Genomic DNA, 18,376 nt, shown 5'->3' on the forward strand with positions numbered 1-18,376 from the left:
CCCTTCTTTTTCGGTTTTTTGCTTTCCCGCCAGCCCCCCCCCACCCCCCCCCCCCCCCCCCCCCCCTCCCGCCCCCCCCCCCCCCCCCCCCCCCCCCCCCGCCCGGGACGTCGACGGCAAGGGCCGGCACACCACGACCACCCGCAACCTGCTCGCCCTGCCCACCGGCGGGGTGCTCATCGACACCCCCGGGCTGCGCGGCGTCGGCCTCTTCGACGCCGGCGAGGGCGTCGGGCAGGTGTTCGCCGAGATCGAGGAGCTGGCCCGGCGGTGCCGGTTCCACGACTGCGCCCACGAGAGCGAGCCGGGGTGCGCGGTGCGCTCCGCCGTCGCGGACGGCGCGCTTCCCGAGCGGCGGCTGGAGAGCTACCGCAAGCTGATGCGGGAGAACCAGTGGATCGCGGCCAAGACCGACGCCCGGGTCCGCGCGGAACTGCGCCGCGACTGGAAGCGGAAGGGAGCCGAGGGCCGGGCGGCCATGGAGGCCAAGCGCGGACGCTGGAGCTAGGCGTCCGATTCCCGCTGGCCCGTGCCCCGCGGCCGGGACCACACTGGGAGACGTGAGGGACGAGGACAGCAGGTACGAGGCGGTACGCAGCCGGGACGCGCGGTTCGACGGGGTGTTCTTCTTCGCCGTCGAGACCACCGGGATCTACTGCCGCCCCAGCTGCCCGGCCGTCACACCGAAACGGCACAACGTGCGGTTCTTCGCGACGGCCGCCGCCGCGCAGGGCTCCGGGTTCCGGGCCTGCCGGCGGTGCCGGCCGGACGCCGTGCCGGGCTCCGCGGAGTGGAACGTCCGGGCGGACGTCACCGGCCGGGCCATGCGCCTGATCGCCGACGGCGTCGTGGACCGCGAGGGCGTCGCCGGGCTCGCCGCGCGGCTCGGCTACAGCGCCCGGCAGGTCCAGCGGCAGCTCACCGCCGAACTGGGCGCCGGGCCGGTGGCACTCGCCCGGACGCAGCGCGCGCACACCGCGCGCGTGCTGCTCCAGACCACCGGCATGCCGGTGACCGAGATCGCGTTCGCGTCCGGGTTCGCCAGCGTGCGGCAGTTCAACGACACGATCCGCGAGGCGTACGCCGCGACGCCGACCGAGCTGCGGGCCGCCGCCCTCGGGGACCGCGCCGCCCGCCGGGCCGCGCCCGGCGCGGGCATCCCGCTCCGGCTCGCCCACCGCGGCCCCTACCAGACGGCCGCCGTCTTCGACCAGCTCGCCCGGGAGGCCGTACCCGGCGTCGAGGAGGTGACCGGCGCGCCGGGCGCCCGCACCTACCGGCGCACCCTGCGGCTGCCCTACGGCACCGGGATCGCCGCCGTCCGGGAACGCGGCCACGCGGCACGCACCGGCGGCGGCACCCACCCGGGCGGCTGGCTCGACGCCCGGCTGCACCTCACCGACCCCAGGGACCTCACCACCGCCGTGCAGCGGCTGCGCCGGCTGTTCGACCTGGACGCCGACCCGTACGCCGTCGACGAACGGCTCGGCGCCGACCCCCGGCTCGCCCCGCTGGTCGCCGCCCGCCCCGGGCTGCGCTCGCCCGGCGCCGTGGACCCCCTGGAGGCCGCCGCCCGCGTCCTGGCAGGACCCGAGGGCGCCGGGGAACTGGCACGCCGGTACGGCAAGCCGCTCGACGCGCCGCACCGCGGCCTCACCCACCTCTTCCCCGAGCCCGCCGCGCTCGCCGAGGCCGAGCCCGACGGCCCGCTGGGCGCGCTCGCCGCCGCCCTCGCCGACGGCACGGTACGGCTGGACCCGGGCGCCGACCGGCACACCGCCGAGGAGGCCCTGCTCGCCCTGCCCGGCATGGACCCGGACACCGTCGCCACCCTCCGCGTCCGCGCCCTCGGCGACCCCGACGCGGCACCGCCCGGCGCCGGCCTCCCCGACGCCTGGCGGCCCTGGCGCTCGTACGCCGTCCGGCACCTGCGGGTGGCGGGGGAGCGGATCCCCTGAAGCCCGGCCCCGGCCCCGGCCCCGTCAGACCCCCGGCACCCCGAGAAGTGAGGAACACCGGCCCGATGACCACCGTGTACTACACCCACCTGGACGCCCCCGTAGGGCCGCTGCTGCTCACCGCGGACGCGGACGGCGCCCTCACCTCGCTGTCCGTGCCCGGGCAGAAGGGCGGGCGGACCGTGCTGGACGGCTGGCGGGCGGACGCCGGGCCGTTCCGGGCCGCCGCCGACCAGCTCGCCGCCTACTTCGCGGGCGAGCGGACGGAGTTCCGGCTGCCGCTGCGGGCCGTCGGCACCGCGTTCCGCGAGCGGGTGTGGGCCGCGCTGGACGACGTGCCCCACGGCACCACCGTCACCTACGGGGAGATCGCCGCCCGCGTCGGCGCACCCCGCGCCGCCGTGCGCGCGGTCGGCGGCGCGGTCGGCGCCAATCCGCTGCTGATCCTGCGCCCCTGCCACCGGGTCGTCGGCGCGAACGGGGCGATGACCGGGTACGCGGGGGGACTGGAACGCAAGGTACGGCTGCTCACCCTGGAGGGCGTCCTGCGCTAGTACTCGTGCGCGTCCGCGGCACTCGTGCGCGTGCGGTCAGTCGAGCGCCCGTACCACCAGCCGCGCCACGCCCGCGACGGCCCGCCCGGCCCACCCGAGCAGCCCCGTCTCCACAACGACCTCGGCGACGTCCGCGGTCGTCTCCGCCCGGTCCGCCCGGTCCGCCCCGAAGCGGCACCGGGACCGGGGCCAACGGTGTCCCGGCCGCCCGCACCTCTCGCACGCCGTCATCGCCTCGTTCTCCCCTCGTGCGACGTCCCCCCGGCCTGCGTGGTCCACGCGGCCCGGCTGCTCCCCCCGACCCTAAACGGCTCCTGAACGGGCGGTGCACCTGGTCCCCTGGTGGACGGACCGGTGGACGGACCGGCGGCGGGATTGCGCCGAACGGGTGGTTCCGGGGGCGGGGGACGGCGTGTCGGGCCGGGATGTGGGACCTTCGGCTGCGAAGGGCCTCGTGGAAGGGCGGGCACACATGGCCAAGGTCGTACGGGTCCTCGCGGTCCTCCTTCCGCTGCTGTCGGCGGCCCTGACGGCACCGGCCGCCGCCCGGCCGGCCCCGCCGCCCTGGACCGGCAGCTGGGAGACCGCGCCCTCCGGCACCGCCGCCGCGCTGCCCGGCACCGCCGTCCGCAACGTCGTCCACCTCAGCGTCGGCGGCACGGCCGTCCGGGTCCGGCTCAGCAACCGGCTCGGGACCCGGCCGCTCCGCCTCGGCGCGGTCACCGTGGCGCTGCGCCGGGCGGCCGGACCCGACGCCCTGCCCGGCACCCTGCGCACCGCCACCTTCCACGGCGCCGCCGAGGCGACCGTCCCGCCGGGCGCGGACGCGGTCACCGACGCGGTGCCGCTGCGCGTGCCGCCCGCCGCCGACCTGCTCGTCACGGTCTACACCCCGGAGGACTCCGGTCCCGCCACCTACCACCGCACCGCCCTCCAGACCAGCTACCTGGCCCCGGCAGGCGCCGGCCGGGCCGCCGACGAGGACGGCACCGCGTACACCCTGACCACCGGCCGCTGGTACTACGTCACCGGCGTCGACGTCCGCGGGTTCGCCGCCGGCAGCGTCGTCGCGTTCGGGGACTCGCTCACCGACGGCAACGGCTCCACCCCCGACGCCAACCGCCGCTGGCCCGACCGGCTCGCCCAGCGGCTGCGCGACCGCCGGCTCGGCGTCCTCAACGCGGGCATCGCCGGCAACCGCCTGCTGCGCGACGGCACCGGACCGAGCGCCCTCGCCCGCCTGGACACCGACGCGCTGGACCGGGCCGGGGTGCGGGCGCTGGTCGTCTTCGAGGGCATCAACGACATCAAGGGCACCCCGGAGGCGTACGACCCCGCCGCCTACGCGGACGCCTACCGCGTCCTGGTGGCGCGCGCCCACGCCCGGGGCGTTCCGGTCGTCGGCGTCACCCTCACCCCGTACGGCGGCTACCCCGCCTGGTCCCCGGCCGGCGAGGCGGTACGGCTGCGGGTGAACGCCTTCATCCGCACCGGCGGCGCCTTCGACGCGGTGGCCGACGCGGACGCCGCCGTCCGCGACCCGGCCGACCCCGCCCGCATCCTGCCCGCCTACGACCCCGGCGACCATCTCCACTTCAACGACGCCGGCATGGCGGCCGTGGCCGACACCGTCCACCACGCCCTGACCCACCGGCCCGCGGGCCTCCTGCGGTCCACCGGTCACGTCCCACCCACCGTCACCGTGCCGGCCACGGCGCCAAGCCGCCGCCTCACACCGTCGCCGTGACGGCGGCGCGTCTGCCGAGGTGACAGCAGCCCCCGCACGCACGGCCGTTGACCTGATTCACGGACGCGATCCCGGGAACCCGGCCGGGGTCGTGGCCCGGCCCCGGACGTGTGTGGCGCGTGTGAGGGGATCCGGGGCCGGGCCACCTCGAACGTCGCCGGGCGGTCCTCCCGTGGGGGGTGGGGCCGCCCGGCGGCCAACGACCGCGCGCCGCGCCGCTGTTCCCGACCTCGCTCGACACACTGTTCGGGCCGGGCGGTGCGCCGCATTTTCCCGGTGCGCCGTTCTCCGGCGGCCCATGCGGTGGACAATCGGGGGCATGAGCCAGCAGGGTGCGAGTCCCGCTCGTCAGGACGACGACTGGTGGGGGGAGTTGTACGACGGCGTCACGCCGGACACGGGTCCCGCGCAGGCGCCCGACTCCCTGGACGACCGGTTCGCCTCGGCGCGGAACACCGTGGCGGAACGGCCGCGCCCCCGGGATCCGTCGCCTCCCCCGGAACCGGAGCGGCCCCGGCCCCCGCTCCCGGGCCACCCCGTCGCCCCCGCCGACACCCCGGACTACGTCGGCTCCGGGCCGCCCACCTACGACCCCGAACCCACCGCCCTCCCGCCCGCCGACCCCGACGCGCCGGACGAACTGGTCCCGGACACCGTGCTGGACGGCGCCCGGTACGGGGCGTGCACGCTGCGGGCCGTGTCGCTGCGCGGGGACTCCGCGCGCTACCGGGGCGAGCCGCGCCGGGACGCGCTGCTCGTCGCGCGGTTCGGGACCGGCGACCGGGCGCTGGTGCTCGTGGCGATGGCGGCCGGTGCCCGGGCCGTGCCGGGCGCGCACCTGGCGGCGGCCGAGGCGTGCCGGGAGATCGCGCGGGCGGTGGGCCGCAGCCACCAGCGGCTCGCGCAGGACGTCCGGGCGGCCCGGCGCGGCGACCTGAAGGCCGGGCTGCGCCGGCTCGCCGACCGCGGTCTCGGCAGGCTCCACACGGACGCCGCCGGACGGAACGCCGCGTCCGGCGCGGTCCCGGGCAGCCTGCGCTGCCTGCTGCTGCCCGCCGACCCGGAATGCCGCGTCCGGGTGTTCTTCGGCGTCGGCGACGGCGGGCTGTTCCGGCTGCGGGACGGCGCCTGGCAGGACATCGAGCCCCGCGCGACGGCCGACGGTGCCGACGGCTTCGGCGCGCCGCAACAGCGGGCCGCCGACGGTGACCGGCTCACCATGGACCCGGGCGCGGGGCGGCCGGGCCGCTCGGTCCCCGGCCCGCCCCGCCCGCCGTTCCGGTTCCGCGCCTCGGTAGCCCGCCCGGGTGATGTGCTGGTGCTGTGCACGGCGGGCCTGGCCGAGCCGCTGCGCGACGAGGACGCCCTGCGCGCCCGCCTGGCCCGCCGCTGGTCCGGCGGCACCCCGCCCGGCCTCGCCGCCTTCCTCGCCGACGCCCGGTTGCGGGTGAAGGGGTACGCCGACGACCGTACGGCGGCGGTCGTGTGGGAGGCGTAACCGCGGCCCCTGTGGATTGATGGGAACGGCAGGGCCGTATTCCGGGAGCGAAGGGGCACACGCGAGCCATGGCCAAACAGAACGTAGCCGAGCAGTTCGTCGACATCCTCGTCCGCGCGGGAGTGCGCCGCCTCTACGGCGTCGTCGGCGACAGCCTCAACCCGGTCGTGGACGCCGTCCGCCGCAACGCCGCCATCGACTGGATCCATGTGCGCCACGAGGAGACCGCCGCGTTCGCCGCCGGCGCCGAGGCCCAGATCACCGGGAAGCTGGCCGCCTGCGCCGGCTCCTGCGGCCCCGGCAACCTGCACCTGATCAACGGCCTGTACGACGCCCACCGCTCCATGGCCCCGGTGCTCGCGCTCGCCTCGCACATCCCGTCCAGCGAGATCGGGCTCGGCTACTTCCAGGAGACCCACCCGGACCGGCTGTTCCAGGAGTGCAGCCACTACAGCGAGCTGATCTCCAACCCGAAGCAGATGCCCCGGCTGCTGCAGACCGCCATCCAGCACGCGGTCGGCCAGCGGGGGGTGAGCGTGGTCTCGCTGCCCGGGGACATCGCCGGCGAGCCCGCCCCGGAGAAGGCCGCGCAGAGCGCCCTCGTCACCTCCCGGCCCACCGTGCGGCCCGGGGACGCCGAGATCGACCGGCTGGCGGAGATGATCGACGCGGCCGGCAAGGTCACCCTGTTCTGCGGCAGTGGGACGGCCGGCGCGCACGCCGAGGTGATGGAGTTCGCCGGCAAGATCAAGTCACCGGTGGGCCACGCGCTCCGGGGCAAGGAGTACATCCAGTACGACAACCCGTACGACGTCGGGATGTCCGGTCTGCTGGGCTACGGCGCCGCCTACGAGGCCACCCACGAGTGCGATCTGCTGATCCTGCTCGGCACCGACTTCCCGTACAACGCCTTCCTGCCCGACGACGTGCGCATCGCCCAGGTCGACGTGCGGCCCGAGGTGCTCGGCCGCCGCTCCCGGCTCGACCTCGCGGTCTGGGGTGACGTGCGCGAGACGCTGCGGTGCCTGATCCCGCGGGTGAAGGAGAAGACGAACCGGCGCTTCCTCGACCGGATGCTGAAGAAGCACGCCGACGCGCTGGAGGGCGTGGTCAAGGCCTACACCCGCAAGGTCGACAAGCACGTCCCGATCCACCCCGAGTACGTGGCCGCCGTGCTGGACGAAGTGGCCGCCGACGACGCGGTGTTCACCGTCGACACCGGGATGTGCAACGTCTGGGCCGCCCGTTACATCACCCCCAACGGCCGCCGCCGGATCATCGGTTCGTTCTCCCACGGGTCCATGGCGAACGCGCTGCCGATGGCCATCGGCGCCCAGTTCACCGACCGGCGCCGGCAGGTGGTCGCCATGTCCGGGGACGGCGGCTTCTCCATGCTGATGGGCGACTTCCTGACGCTCGTGCAGTACGACCTGCCGGTGAAGGTGGTGCTGTTCAACAACTCCTCCCTCGGCATGGTCGAGCTGGAGATGCTGGTCGCGGGCCTGCCCTCGTACGGCACCGCCAACACCAACCCGGACTTCGCCGCCGTGGCCCGGGCGTGCGGCGCCCACGGCATCCGGGTGGAGAAGCCCAAGCAGCTCGCCGGGGCGCTCAAGGAGGCGTTCCGGCACAAGGGGCCCGCCCTGGTGGACATCGTCACCGATCCCAACGCCCTGTCCATTCCGCCCAAGATCAGCGCCGAGATGGTCACCGGGTTCGCGCTGTCCGCCTCCAAGATCGTGCTGGACGGCGGGGTCGGCCGGATGCTCCAGATGGCCCGATCCAACCTGCGAAACGTGCCACGCCCGTAAGCGCCCCCAGGGGGGAGCGCATTTCGGCCAGTTTCACGGGGCGTGACGGAGCGCCGACCACCGGTGCCGGACGGGGCCGGGCCGCCGTCGCGGGGCGTCCGTGGCGTCCTGCGGCGTCCGTGGCGCCCGGTGCGTGGCGGCGGAGCGGCGCCCCGGGCGGCGGGGACGCTGTGCGGATATGGCCGAACCGCCGGTCATCGGGCATACGTCAGGACTGCCCCGGTGTCCGCTGGGCAAGCATCCCCCGTGAACGTGTTCGACCAGGAGGGGCAGGGACTCGGCGGCGTGCGGGCGGGGGCCATGAAGAGGCAGGCGCGAGGGGGCGGTCCCGTGACCATCGGGGCCTTCTCGGCGACAGCGGGGGACGAGACCGACACCATCACCGACGACGCGCGACGGCTGCGGCGCAGACTGGGCCGGGCGGACCTCAGGGCGGTGCCGGAGGCCCGCCGGGCGGTGCGCGAACTGCTGCGGCACTGGGGCAAACCGGGCCGCTCGGAGATCGCCGAACTGCTCACCAGCGAACTCGTCACCAACGCGCTCGTCCACACCGACCACGACGCCGTCCTGACGGCCGTGCTGGAACCGGACGGACTGCGAGTGGAGGTACGGGACTTCGTGGCCCGCAAGCCCGAGGTGCACGTCCCGGACACCGACGACGACACCCACGGCCGGGGCCTGGTGCTGGTCGAGTCCCTGGCCGACGCCTGGGGGGTACGACCGCACGGGGTGGGCAAGTCGGTGTGGTTCGAACTGGGCACCGAGGCGGCCTGAGCGGCCCCCGGCGCGGGGCACGACCCCACCGGTCACGCCCCGCCCCGCGCTGCGCGGCCGTGCCACGCGGTCAGCCGAGCTGCTTCTCCAGGTCCTTGAGCTTGCGCTCCAGGGAGTCGAGGCGCGGCAGGGCCATGGTGTCGTCCTCGGCCGTGAGGTCGACGGTCAGCGGCTCAGTCGCGCCGCGGACCGGCTGGAGCGAGGGCCGGGCGCGTACGGGCAGCGGCTCCGGGGTGGATATGGCGGGCTCCGCGGTGGGCGCCGGGGCCGCCGCGCGTTCCACCGGCTGCACCTCGACCTGCCGGCCGGCACCCCGGCCGGCGAGGCCGCGGTGGCCCCGGCTGATCGCCTTCAGCCGGGCCCGCTCCACGCGCTGCTGGTCGCGCCGGTGCTGCCGGGCCTGCTCCTTCTGCCGCTTGTCCTCGCGGACCTCCTCGACCGCCTCGTCCAGGCTGCGCACGCCCTCCAGGAGCATCAGCGACCAGGCCCGGAAGGTCTCGCGGGGTGCCCGCACCCAGCGCACGATCCGGATCTGCGGCAGCGGGCGCGGCACCAGGCCCTGCTCGCGCAGCGCGGCCCGGCGGGTCTGCTTCAGCGCCCGGTCGAAGAGCACGGCGGCCGACAGCGACATCCCGGAGAAGAACTGCGGAGCACCGGCGTGGCCCGCCCCGCGGGGCGCGTGCACCCAGTTGAACCAGGCCGCCGCCGCGGCGAACAGCCACACGAGTATCCGGGAGCCGAGGGCGGCGTCGCCGTGGCTGGCCTCGCGCACGGCGAGGACGGAGCAGAACATCGCCGCGCCGTCCAGGCCGAACGGCACCAGGTACTGCCAGCCGTCGCTCAGCCCGAGGTTCTGTTCGCCGAAGCCGACCAGGCCGTGGAAGGACAGGGCCGCCGCCACCGCCGCGCAGCAGAACAGCAGCGCGTAGGAGGCGGTGCCGTAGAGGGCCTCCTTGCGCCGGCGGCGCTCCTCGCTGCGCTCCCAGGAGTCGTCTGCGCTCGCGTTCTCCCCGGCGGAGCGCTTGCCGCGCGCGAGCACCGCCACTGCCACCAGCATGCCCAGGAGCAGGATGGCGCCCGGAAGCAGCCAGTTCAGCGATATGTCGGTCAGTCTCATCAGGGTCCCTTGCATGGGGATAGGGCGTAACGCCCGCCATAGTGGCCCATTCCCGACGTCCCTCAGGGGGTTTCGGGGCAAGAGGCCGCCAAGGAAGTGCGCGAGGGATGCCCGGGACGGCGTTCTGCTCGAACTGCCGCGTGAGAGTCGGGAGTTGAGTTCGAACAGACTACCCGTACGGATGGTTCCGGCAAAAGTTCCCGTGCGGGGTGGGGCAGTTGTGCCCGGCCGGGGAGGTTCCTCAACCGGCCGCGATGGTGGTGAGCTTGGCGATCCTCTCGCCGTCCCGGGTGCGCGGACACGTCACGCAGGTGTCCTGCGGGCGGACGGTGTAGAACATGCAGCAGCTCGCCCGGTCCCGGGTGCGCAGCGGCGCGCCGTCCGCGGCGGTCAGCACCCGGAACCCGGCCGAGCCGGCGTACGGCGGGGTCGTGCCCGGCAGCAGCAGCTCCAGCTCCCGCACGGCCCGGTCCGCCTCCTCCTCGCCGAACAGCCCGGCGACGTACCACAGGCCCTCCACGGCCTCGTCGGTCGCCATGCCCCACAGCGCGCGCCCGCGCCGCCGCATCCGGGGCCCGAAGGCCGCGAGCACCGGCTCCAGGTGCTCGGCCAGGGCCGAGCGCACCTCGGCCCGCAGCGCCTCCTCGTCCGGGACGACGGCCGTGCCGGGCAGCGCGGCGGCGGGATCGTCCGGCAGGCAGGCCACGGAGACGGGGAGGCGCACGGCCATCAGGCCCGTCGTGCGGTCGTGGCCGACGTGGGTCACGGGCAGCCGGGGCACCCGGCGGTGCAGGAACCACGGGACGGTGATCAGCAGACAGGCCGCCCAGGCGTAGCGGTGCAGGCCGAAGCTCGCGACGACGTCCGGGCGGGCCGGACGGCCGTAGTCCCGCTCCACCTGGGCCGCGTCCCAGGCCAGGAAGGTGTCCAGGGCCGCGCCGCCCGCCGCGAGGGCGGCGGCCTCGACCCAGCCCGGGCCGCCGGGCGCCGCATCGTCCGGGCCCAGCTCGGTCACCCTCAGCCCCGGGAAGACGGCGGCGAGGCGGTCGTAGGCGGCGGTGAGCGGCGAGGTCGCGGCGGGCATGGGCGGAACCACCGATCCTTCGGGGCGTCCGTGGTCACGGACCGGACAGTAGAGGTAAGGCTCACCTTACTCAGTCGCGCCGGAGTTTGACCTGCCGCCCCGTGCGCCTAAGGTGCTTGACGGACAACCGACAACCCGTCGTCAATGACCCCAAGTACCGACAAGCCGCCAGGAGGACCCGTGAAGCAGGGCGTGCAGGGCTCCCCGGGCAAGCCGGTCGCGGCCCGGGACGAGCACCCGTACGCCGAGCGGCCGGTTCCGCTGCCCCGGGACGCGGTACGGCGCTCCTCGGTGCGCGGGCAGATCCTGGACGCGCTGCGCACCGCGCTGGTCACCGGCGACCTGCGGCCGGGCGAGGTCTACTCGGCGCCGGCGCTCGGGGAGCGGTTCGGCGTCTCGGCCACGCCCGTGCGGGAGGCCATGCAGCAGCTCGCGCTGGAGGGCGCCGTCGAGGTCGTGCCCAACCGCGGCTTCCGGGTGCTCGAGCGCGGGGCGCGCGAGCTGGCCGAGCTGGCGGAGGTGCGGGCGCTGCTCGAGGTGCCCGTGATGATGCGGCTCGCGCGCACGGTGCCGGCCGAGCGGTGGGCCGAGCTGCGGCCGCTGGCGGAGGAGACGGTGCGCGTGGCGGCCACGGGCTGCCCGGCGGCGTACGCCGAGTCCGACCGCGCCTTCCACCGGGCGCTGCTCGCCCTGGCGGGCAACGAGCAACTGGTGCGGATCGCCGAGGACCTGCACCGGCGGGCGCAGTGGCCGCCGGTGCGGCGGGGACGGGCCGACCTGGTCGCCGACGCGGCGCAACACGTGGCGCTGCTCGACGCGTTGGGAGTCGGGGACGTGGAGGTGGTGCGGGGGCTGGTGCGCGAGCACTTCGCCGGCGCGGGCTGAGCCCTCGCGGTTCCCCGCGCCCCCGGGGTGCCCCGGACGCCCCCGGACCCGCGCGAGCAGGTCCCCGACCCCGCCCGAGGCCACGCACCCGGTCCCCCCGCCCGATGCCCCGTCATCCTCCCTACGCCGTCGCCGCCCCCGGTGCCGGCGGGGCCAGTTGTCCCGCCAGCCAGGTCGGCACGCCCCCCAGGAGGCGGAACAGGCGCCGGGCCTCCTCGCGCAGGCGGGACGCCTCCGGTTCGTCCTCCGTGTCGGCCAGGGACACCAGCGCCGGCGCCGTGCCCACCAGATATCCCAGCTCCTCCCGGATCCGCAGGGACTCGGCGAAGCCGTGCCGCGCGTCGGCCAACTCCCCGTCCCGCAGGGCGAGTCCGGCCAGGTGCCGCCAGGTGAAGGACAGCAGCAGGGAATCCGCGCGCGCCCCCGCCGCCGCGTGCGCCCGGCGGTACGCGGCGCGCGCCGCCTGCGGTGAGCGGGCCAGGTTCTCCGCGACCAGCCCCCGGCGGAAGTCCAGCAGGGCCCGCTCCGGCGACCCCGGGGGGATCAGCGCCGCCGCCCGGCCCAGCGCGGCCCGCGCCTCGTCCGCGCGGTCGCGGACGCCGTGCAGCGTGGCCGTGTAGGCGAGCTGGCCCCGCTCGCACGCGGCGGCCCCCCGTTCCTCGTCGTCGTGCGCCAGCGCCTCCGCCGTGCGCAGCGCGTCCTCCGCCTCCGCCCAGCCCCGCTCGGTGTACAGGCACCGCTCGACCAGCAGCGCGGCCCGCTGCAACGCCGGGGCGGCCCGGTCGGCCGGCAGCAGGGCCGCCGCGTCGGCCCAGCAGGCCCGGCTGCGCAGCCGCCACACCGCGGTCTGGAGAGGATCGTCAGGGGTCGTTCCGTCACCGGACATGGCGGTGTGCGCCACGTTGCCCTCCCCATGCGCGCCATCGAGCTGTTGAGTGGTGGCCGCATTCCAGCACCCTTCGCCCGGCCCGGCCAAGAGGACGGGTGAAAAATTTCACAAAGTAGGGGGACGCCGGCGTGGCCGGGTCCGGCCGCCGCGCGCCCCCGCCGGGCTCAGCTCATGCGCAGGGCGAGGAAGAAGTCCAGCTTGTCCTCCAGCCGGGACAGGTCCCGTCCCGTCAACTGCTCGATCCGCCCGACCCGGTAGCGCAGCGTGTTGACGTGCAGGTGGAGCCGGGTGGCGCAGCGGGTCCAGGAGCCGTCGCAGTCCAGGAACGCCTCCAGGGTGGGGATCAGCTCCGCCCGGTGCCGGCGGTCGTACTCCTTCAGCGGGTCCAGCAGCCGCGCGGTGAAGGCGCGGCGGACGTCGTCCGGAACGAAGGGGAGCAGCAGTACGTGACTGGCCAGTTCCTGGTGGCCGGCCGCGCAGACCCGGCCGGTGCGGGCGGCGGCGACCCGGCGGGCGTGCCGGGCCTCCTCCAGGGCGCCGCGCAGACCTTCTGCCGAGTGCACGGCGGCGCTGACACCGAGGGTGAGCCGCCCGTCGTCGTCGAGGCCCGCCGACAGCGGCTCGCGCACGGCCTGGAGCAGGGCGTCGGCGAGCAGCCCGGTCTCCGAGCCGTCGTGCTCGGAGGCGACCGCGGGCAGCGGCACCAGGGCGATGGCCTCGCCGCCGGAGTGCGCGACGGCGATCCGGTCGGAGGGCTCCGGGCCGGTCGCCAGCGGGTCGACGAGCACCTCCTCCAGCAGCGACTGGGCGACCGGGCCGCCGTCGGTCTCCCCGCCCTCCCACTCCACGCGGGCCACCACGACCTGCCAGTGCGGGGCCGCCCCGAGCCCGGGCAGCAGCACCGGCGCCGCCACCCGCAGGCGCGCGGCCGTCTCGGCGGGCGGGGCGCCGCTCTGCACCAGCTCCAGCACCTCCTGGGCGAGCCGGCGCCGGACCGTGCGGGCCGCGTCCCGGCGGTCGCGTTCGACGGCGATCAGCTGGGTGACGCCCTGGAGCAGGTCCAGCCGCTCCCCGGGCCAGTCGCCCGCGTCCGCCTCCACGGCCAGCAGCCAGTCCGACAGCACCGTTTCGCGCACGTCGCGGGCGGCCTGTGGGGAGCGGCCGGAGGAGCGGACCGGGAAGAGGGAGTAGGTGGTGCCGTGCAGCTGGACGCGGTGCGGACCGCGGCGGCCGGTGCGGGTGGCCGCCAGATGCTCGGCGGCGAGCCGGGCGCAGGTGTCGGCGGGCAGCGCCGGGCCCGCCACCTTGGAGCCGGCGATCAGCCGGCCGGTGGGGGAGAGCACCCAGGCGCGCAGGTCGAGGTCGGAGCCGAGCAGGTCCAGGACCACGTCCGGGCCGCCGCCGGCCGGGCCCGAGGTCATCATCCGGCGGTGCCGGTCCACCACCGCGGCCAGGTCCCCGGCCCGCTCGCCGGAGACCTGCCGGACGACGTGCTCGGTGATCGTGGCGAACGCCACCGACTCGTGCACGGCGAACAGCGGCAGCCGGTGCCGGGCGCAGGCCAGCACCAGGTCCTCCGGCACATCGCCCAGCTCCGCCTCGCCGGCCGCCAGGGCCGCCACCCCGGACTGCGCCAGGATCCGCACGAAGGGCTCGGAGTCGGCGGCGTCCCGGCGCCAGGCCAGGCCCGTCAGTACCAGCTCACCGCCGGAGAGGTAGCGGCTCGGGTCGCGCAGGTCGGTGGTCATGACCCCGCGTACCGCGCGGTCCAGCTCGTCCTCGCCGCCGAGCAGCCGCAGGCCCAGCGCATCGGTGTCCAGCAGTGCGCGCAGCCGCATCTCGTCGCCGCCGTTCTTTGTCTCGAAACCTACGATGGATCTTCGGGGGGTGGGCCGGGGCCCTCCCGGGGCACCCGGAACCGGACACCCGGGGAGGCGTGGTGCGGTCCTCCGCGCTGTTTCCCGCGTTTCCCCGGGAAATCGGAGAGGTTACCGAAGGCCTCCGTTCATACGAATCTACAAGATGCCCGCCCTGGCCAGCCAACTCCTTCATGGTTTCGGTGACTGACCCCGCCGGAGCACAGAGCGGTGTACTGAGTCCACTCCGCGTGAACAGCACATGAACGAGCCGCGCCCGCCGCACACGGATTGGCTCGATCCGAACGACCCACGAGACGAAGAAGAGAGCCGGTCATGGACTTCCTTCGCCCCGCCAGCTGGGAGGAGGCGCTCGCCGCGAAGGCCGAGCACCCCACCGCTGTGCCGATTGCGGGTGGCACCGACGTGATGGTCGAGATCAACTTCGACCACCGCCGGCCCGAGTACCTGCTCGACCTCAACCGCATCGGCGATCTCTACGAGTGGGAGGTCGGCGAGGAGAGCGTACGGCTGGGCGCCTCCGTCCCGTACACCACGATCATGGAAAAGCTCCGTGCCGAGCTGCCGGGCCTCGCGCTCGCCTCGCACACGGTCGCCTCCCCGCAGATCCGCAACCGCGGCGGCGTCGGCGGCAACCTCGGCACGGCCTCGCCGGCCGGCGACGCCCACCCCGCCCTCCTCGCGGCCGGCGCGGAGGTCGAGGTGGCGTCGGCGGCCCGGGGCACCCGGCTGATCCCGATCGACGCCTTCTACACGGGCGTCAAGCGCAACGCGCTCCAGCCCGACGAGCTGATCCGCGCCGTGCACGTGAAGAAGGCCGACGGCCCGCAGCAGTACTCGAAGGTCGGCACCCGCAACGCCATGGTCATCGCCGTGTGCGCCTTCGGGCTCGCCCTGCACCCCGGGACCCGGACCGTGCGCACCGGCATCGGCTCCGCCGCCCCCACCCCGGTGCGCGCCAAGGCCGCCGAGGAGTTCCTGAACGCGGCTCTGGAGGAGGGCGGCTTCTGGGACAACGGAAAGATCATCACCCCGTCGGTCGCCAAGCGGTTCGCCGACCTGTGCTCGGCCGCCTGCAACCCGATCGACGACGTCCGGGGCACCGCGAGCTACCGCCGGCACGCGGTCGGCGTGATGGCCCGCCGGACGCTGACCTGGACCTGGGAGTCCTACCGCGGCACCCGCCGCGCCACCGAGGGAGCTGCGTAATGCGCGTCAACTTCACCGTCAACGGGCGTCCGCAGGAGGCCGACGACGTCTGGGAGGGCGAGTCGCTCCTGTACGTCCTGCGTGAGCGGCTCGGCCTGCCGGGCTCCAAGAACGCCTGTGAGCAGGGCGAGTGCGGATCCTGCACGGTGCGCCTGGACGGCGTGCCGGTGTGTTCCTGCCTGGTCGCGGCCGGTCAGGCCGAGGGCCGGGACGTGGTGACCGTCGAGGGCCTCGCGGACTTCGCCAAGCAGCGCGCCGAGGGTGGCTGCGCGAGCGGCGCCCGCGGTGGCACCAGCCTGGACGAGGCCCGGAACTGGCAGGCCCGGGGCACCGGCTCCCGGACCGGCGAGGGCACGGAACTCGCCCCCGTCCAGCAGGCGTTCATCGACGCCGGCGCCGTCCAGTGCGGCTTCTGCACCCCGGGCCTGCTCGTCGCCTCCGACGAACTGCTGGAGCGCAACCCGAACCCGACCGACGCCGACATCCGCGAGGCGCTGTCGGGCAACCTGTGCCGCTGCACGGGCTACGAGAAGATCATGGACGCGGTCCGCCTGGCGGCCGCCCGCCAGTCCGAGGGGGTCTGAGCATGCCTGCCAACGGCGCACCCACCAAGATCACCCAGGGATCGCAGACCAAGGGCGGCATCGGCGAGTCCACCCTCCGCCCGGACGGCACCCTGAAGGTCACCGGCGAGTTCGCGTACTCGTCCGACATGTGGCACGAGGACATGCTGTGGGGCCAGATCCTGCGCTCCACCGTCGCGCACGCCGAGATCGTGTCGATCGACACCTCCGAGGCGCTGGCCCTGCCGGGCGTGTACGCCGTCATGACGTACGACGACCTGCCCACCGACGTGCGCAACTACGGCCTGGAGATCCAGGACACCCCGGTCCTCGCCCACGGCAAGGTACGCCACCACGGCGAGCCGGTCGCGATCGTCGCCGCCGACCACCCGGAGACGGCCCGTCGCGCCGCCGCCAAGATCAAGGTCGAGTACCGCGAACTGCCGGTGATCACCGACGAGAAGTCGGCCCTCGCGCCGGACGCGATCCTCGTCCACGACCACCGCGACGACCACCACAGCGGGCACGTCCCGCACCCCAACATCGTGCACCGCCAGCCGATCGTCCGCGGCGACGCCGCCGCGGCCGCCGGGCGCGCCGACGTCGTCGTCCGGGGCGAATACACCTTCGGCATGCAGGACCAGGCCTTCCTCGGCCCCGAGTCCGGCCTCGCCGTGCCCGAGGAGGACGGCGGCGTCCACCTCTACATCGCCACCCAGTGGCTGCACTCCGACCTGCGCCAGATGGCGCCCGTCCTCGGCCTGCCCGAGGAGAAGGTGCGCATGACGCTGGCCGGCGTCGGCGGCGCGTTCGGCGGCCGCGAGGACCTGTCGATGCAGATCCACGCCTGCCTGCTCGCGCTGCGCACCGGCAAGCCCGTGAAGATCGTCTACAACCGGTTCGAGTCCTTCTTCGGGCACGTCCACCGCCACCCGGCCAAGCTGTACTACGAGCACGGCGCCACCAGGGACGGCAAGCTCACCCACATCAAGTGCCGGATCGTGCTGGACGGCGGCGCCTACGCCTCCGCCTCCCCGGCGGTCGTCGGCAACGCCGCCTCGCTGTCGGTCGGCCCCTACGTGGTGGACGACGTCGACATCGAGGCCGTCGCCCTCTACACCAACAACCCGCCCTGCGGCGCCATGCGCGGCTTCGGCGCGGTCCAGGCGTGCTTCGCCTACGAGGCGCAGATGGACAAGCTGGCCGCGAAGCTCGGCATGGACCCGGTGGAGTTCCGGCAGCTGAACGCGATGGAGCAGGGCACCGTCATGCCGACGGGCCAGCCGGTCGACTCGCCCGCCCCCGTCGCCGAACTCCTGCGCCGCGTCAAGGCGATGCCGCTGCCCCCGGAGCGCCAGTGGGAGTCCAGCGAGGGCGCCGACGTCCGCCAGCTGCCCGGCGGCCTGTCCAACACCACGCACGGCGAGGGCGTCGTACGGGGCGTCGGTTACGCGGTCGGCATCAAGAACGTCGGCTTCTCCGAGGGCTTCGACGACTACTCCACCGCCAAGGTGCGCATGGAGGTCGTCAACGGCGAGCCCGTCGCCACCGTGCACACCGCGATGGCGGAGGTCGGCCAGGGCGGTGTCACCGTCCACGCGCAGATCGCCCGCACCGAGCTGGGCGTCGGCCAGGTGACCATCCACCCGGCCGACACCCAGGTGGGCAGCGCCGGTTCGACCTCGGCCTCCCGGCAGACGTACGTCACCGGCGGTGCCGTGAAGAACGCCTGCGAGCTGGTCCGCGAGAAGGTCCTGGAGATCGGCCGGCGCAAGTTCGGCTCCTACCACCCGGCCTGGGCCACGGCCGAACTCCTGCTGGAGGGCGGCAAGGTCGTCACCGACGGCGGCGAGGTCCTCGGCGACCTGGCCGACGTCCTGGAGGGCGAGGCCGTGGAGGTCGAGGAGGAGTGGCGGCACCGGCCGACCGAGCCCTTCGACCTGCGCACCGGCCAGGGCAACGGGCACGTGCAGTACTCCTTCGCCGCGCACCGCGCCGTGGTCGAGGTCGACACCGAGCTGGGCCTGGTCAAGGTGGTCGAGCTGGCCTGCGCCCAGGACGTCGGCAAGGCGCTCAACCCGCTCTCCGTCGTCGGCCAGATCCAGGGCGGCACGACCCAGGGCCTGGGCGTGGCGGTGATGGAGGAGATCATCGTCGACCCCAAGACGGCGAAGGTCAGGAACCCCTCCTTCACGGACTACCTGATCCCCACCATCCTCGACACGCCGACCATCCCGGTCGACGTGCTCGAACTCGCCGACGAGCACGCCCCCTACGGGCTGCGCGGCATCGGCGAGGCCCCGACCCTGTCGTCCACCCCGGCCGTCCTCGCGGCGATCCGGGACGCGACGGGCCTGGAACTCAACCGTACGCCGGTACGGCCCGAGCACCTCACGGGCACCGCGTGACC

At 75.1% G+C, this 18,376-nt stretch carries 15 protein-coding genes and 1 pseudogene; 11 read left to right on the forward strand and 5 right to left on the reverse strand.

The window, feature by feature from the left end; all coding sequences use genetic code 11:
* Positions 1-100 precede the first annotated feature (100 nt).
* From rsgA to ACZ63H_RS14820, 3 genes and pseudogenes are all read left to right on the forward strand, one after another.
* Positions 101-508: pseudogene (rsgA, locus tag ACZ63H_RS14810) on the forward strand (GTPase RsgA); the annotation flags it as partial.
* A gap of 52 nt (positions 509-560) precedes the next feature.
* Positions 561-1,958 (forward strand): bifunctional transcriptional activator/DNA repair enzyme AdaA, encoded by a 1,398-nt coding sequence (locus ACZ63H_RS14815; protein WP_469864913.1) that lies wholly within the window; start codon positions 561-563, stop codon positions 1,956-1,958.
* A gap of 65 nt (positions 1,959-2,023) precedes the next feature.
* Positions 2,024-2,512, forward strand: coding sequence for a methylated-DNA--[protein]-cysteine S-methyltransferase (locus ACZ63H_RS14820; protein WP_469864915.1), 489 nt, complete (start codon positions 2,024-2,026; stop codon positions 2,510-2,512).
* A gap of 36 nt (positions 2,513-2,548) precedes the next feature.
* On the opposite strand, the gene ACZ63H_RS14825 is transcribed toward ACZ63H_RS14820, so the two are convergent.
* Positions 2,549-2,791, reverse strand: a complete 243-nt coding sequence (locus tag ACZ63H_RS14825; protein WP_469864917.1) for a hypothetical protein — start codon at positions 2,789-2,791, stop codon at positions 2,549-2,551.
* 193 nt (positions 2,792-2,984) lie between these two features.
* Between ACZ63H_RS14825 and ACZ63H_RS14830 the strand changes: the two genes are divergently transcribed.
* The 4 genes from ACZ63H_RS14830 to ACZ63H_RS14845 all read left to right on the forward strand — a co-directional run bounded on the left by ACZ63H_RS14830 (position 2,985) and on the right by ACZ63H_RS14845 (position 8,342).
* On the forward strand, positions 2,985-4,259 hold the full coding sequence (locus ACZ63H_RS14830; RefSeq protein WP_469864919.1) for a GDSL-type esterase/lipase family protein: 1,275 nt from the start codon (positions 2,985-2,987) through the stop codon (positions 4,257-4,259).
* Positions 4,260-4,578: 319 nt separating this feature from the next.
* Complete coding sequence (locus ACZ63H_RS14835; protein ID WP_469864921.1) at positions 4,579-5,757, forward strand: protein phosphatase 2C domain-containing protein; 1,179 nt, start codon at positions 4,579-4,581, stop codon at positions 5,755-5,757.
* Between the two features lie 68 nt (positions 5,758-5,825).
* Entirely contained in the window at positions 5,826-7,568 is a 1,743-nt protein-coding gene (locus tag ACZ63H_RS14840; protein WP_469864923.1) for a pyruvate dehydrogenase, read from the forward strand.
* A 300-nt stretch (positions 7,569-7,868) separates the two neighbouring features.
* Positions 7,869-8,342, forward strand: coding sequence for an ATP-binding protein (locus ACZ63H_RS14845; protein WP_469865113.1), 474 nt, complete (start codon positions 7,869-7,871; stop codon positions 8,340-8,342).
* 70 nt (positions 8,343-8,412) lie between these two features.
* Here the strand turns inward: ACZ63H_RS14845 and ACZ63H_RS14850 are convergent, their stop codons facing one another.
* The gene (locus ACZ63H_RS14850; RefSeq protein WP_469864925.1) at positions 8,413-9,459 is read right to left on the reverse strand and encodes a DUF2637 domain-containing protein; all 1,047 of its coding nucleotides are present in this window, start codon (positions 9,457-9,459) and stop codon (positions 8,413-8,415) included.
* Positions 9,460-9,700: 241 nt separating this feature from the next.
* Positions 9,701-10,543: a (2Fe-2S)-binding protein gene (locus ACZ63H_RS14855; RefSeq protein WP_469864927.1), complete on the reverse strand. Its 843-nt coding sequence runs from the start codon at positions 10,541-10,543 to the stop codon at positions 9,701-9,703.
* 180 nt (positions 10,544-10,723) lie between these two features.
* Between ACZ63H_RS14855 and ACZ63H_RS14860 the strand changes: the two genes are divergently transcribed.
* A complete protein-coding gene (locus ACZ63H_RS14860) occupies positions 10,724-11,428 on the forward strand; it encodes a GntR family transcriptional regulator (RefSeq protein ID WP_469864929.1) in 705 nt (234 codons plus the stop codon).
* Between the two features lie 121 nt (positions 11,429-11,549).
* Here ACZ63H_RS14860 and ACZ63H_RS14865 read toward each other — a convergent pair whose 3' ends face one another.
* Positions 11,550-12,314, reverse strand: a complete 765-nt coding sequence (locus tag ACZ63H_RS14865; RefSeq protein WP_469865115.1) for a hypothetical protein — start codon at positions 12,312-12,314, stop codon at positions 11,550-11,552.
* A 167-nt stretch (positions 12,315-12,481) separates the two neighbouring features.
* A complete protein-coding gene (locus ACZ63H_RS14870; protein ID WP_469864931.1) occupies positions 12,482-14,155 on the reverse strand; it encodes a PucR family transcriptional regulator in 1,674 nt (557 codons plus the stop codon).
* Between the two features lie 354 nt (positions 14,156-14,509).
* Between ACZ63H_RS14870 and ACZ63H_RS14875 the strand changes: the two genes are divergently transcribed.
* Genes ACZ63H_RS14875 through ACZ63H_RS14885 form a run of 3 tightly spaced genes read left to right on the forward strand, consistent with a single transcriptional unit; the run spans position 14,510 to position 18,374 of the window.
* Positions 14,510-15,403, forward strand: coding sequence for an FAD binding domain-containing protein (locus ACZ63H_RS14875; RefSeq protein ID WP_469864933.1), 894 nt, complete (start codon positions 14,510-14,512; stop codon positions 15,401-15,403).
* Positions 15,403-15,987, forward strand: a complete 585-nt coding sequence (locus tag ACZ63H_RS14880; protein WP_469864935.1) for a (2Fe-2S)-binding protein — start codon at positions 15,403-15,405, stop codon at positions 15,985-15,987. The genes ACZ63H_RS14875 and ACZ63H_RS14880 overlap by 1 nt, the downstream gene beginning before the upstream one ends.
* 2 nt (positions 15,988-15,989) lie before the next feature.
* Positions 15,990-18,374, forward strand: a complete 2,385-nt coding sequence (locus ACZ63H_RS14885; protein WP_469864937.1) for a xanthine dehydrogenase family protein molybdopterin-binding subunit — start codon at positions 15,990-15,992, stop codon at positions 18,372-18,374.
* The last annotated feature ends 2 nt before the right edge of the window (positions 18,375-18,376 follow it).

The sequence above is a fragment of the Streptomyces sp. NPDC104831 genome, assembly GCF_055583025.1.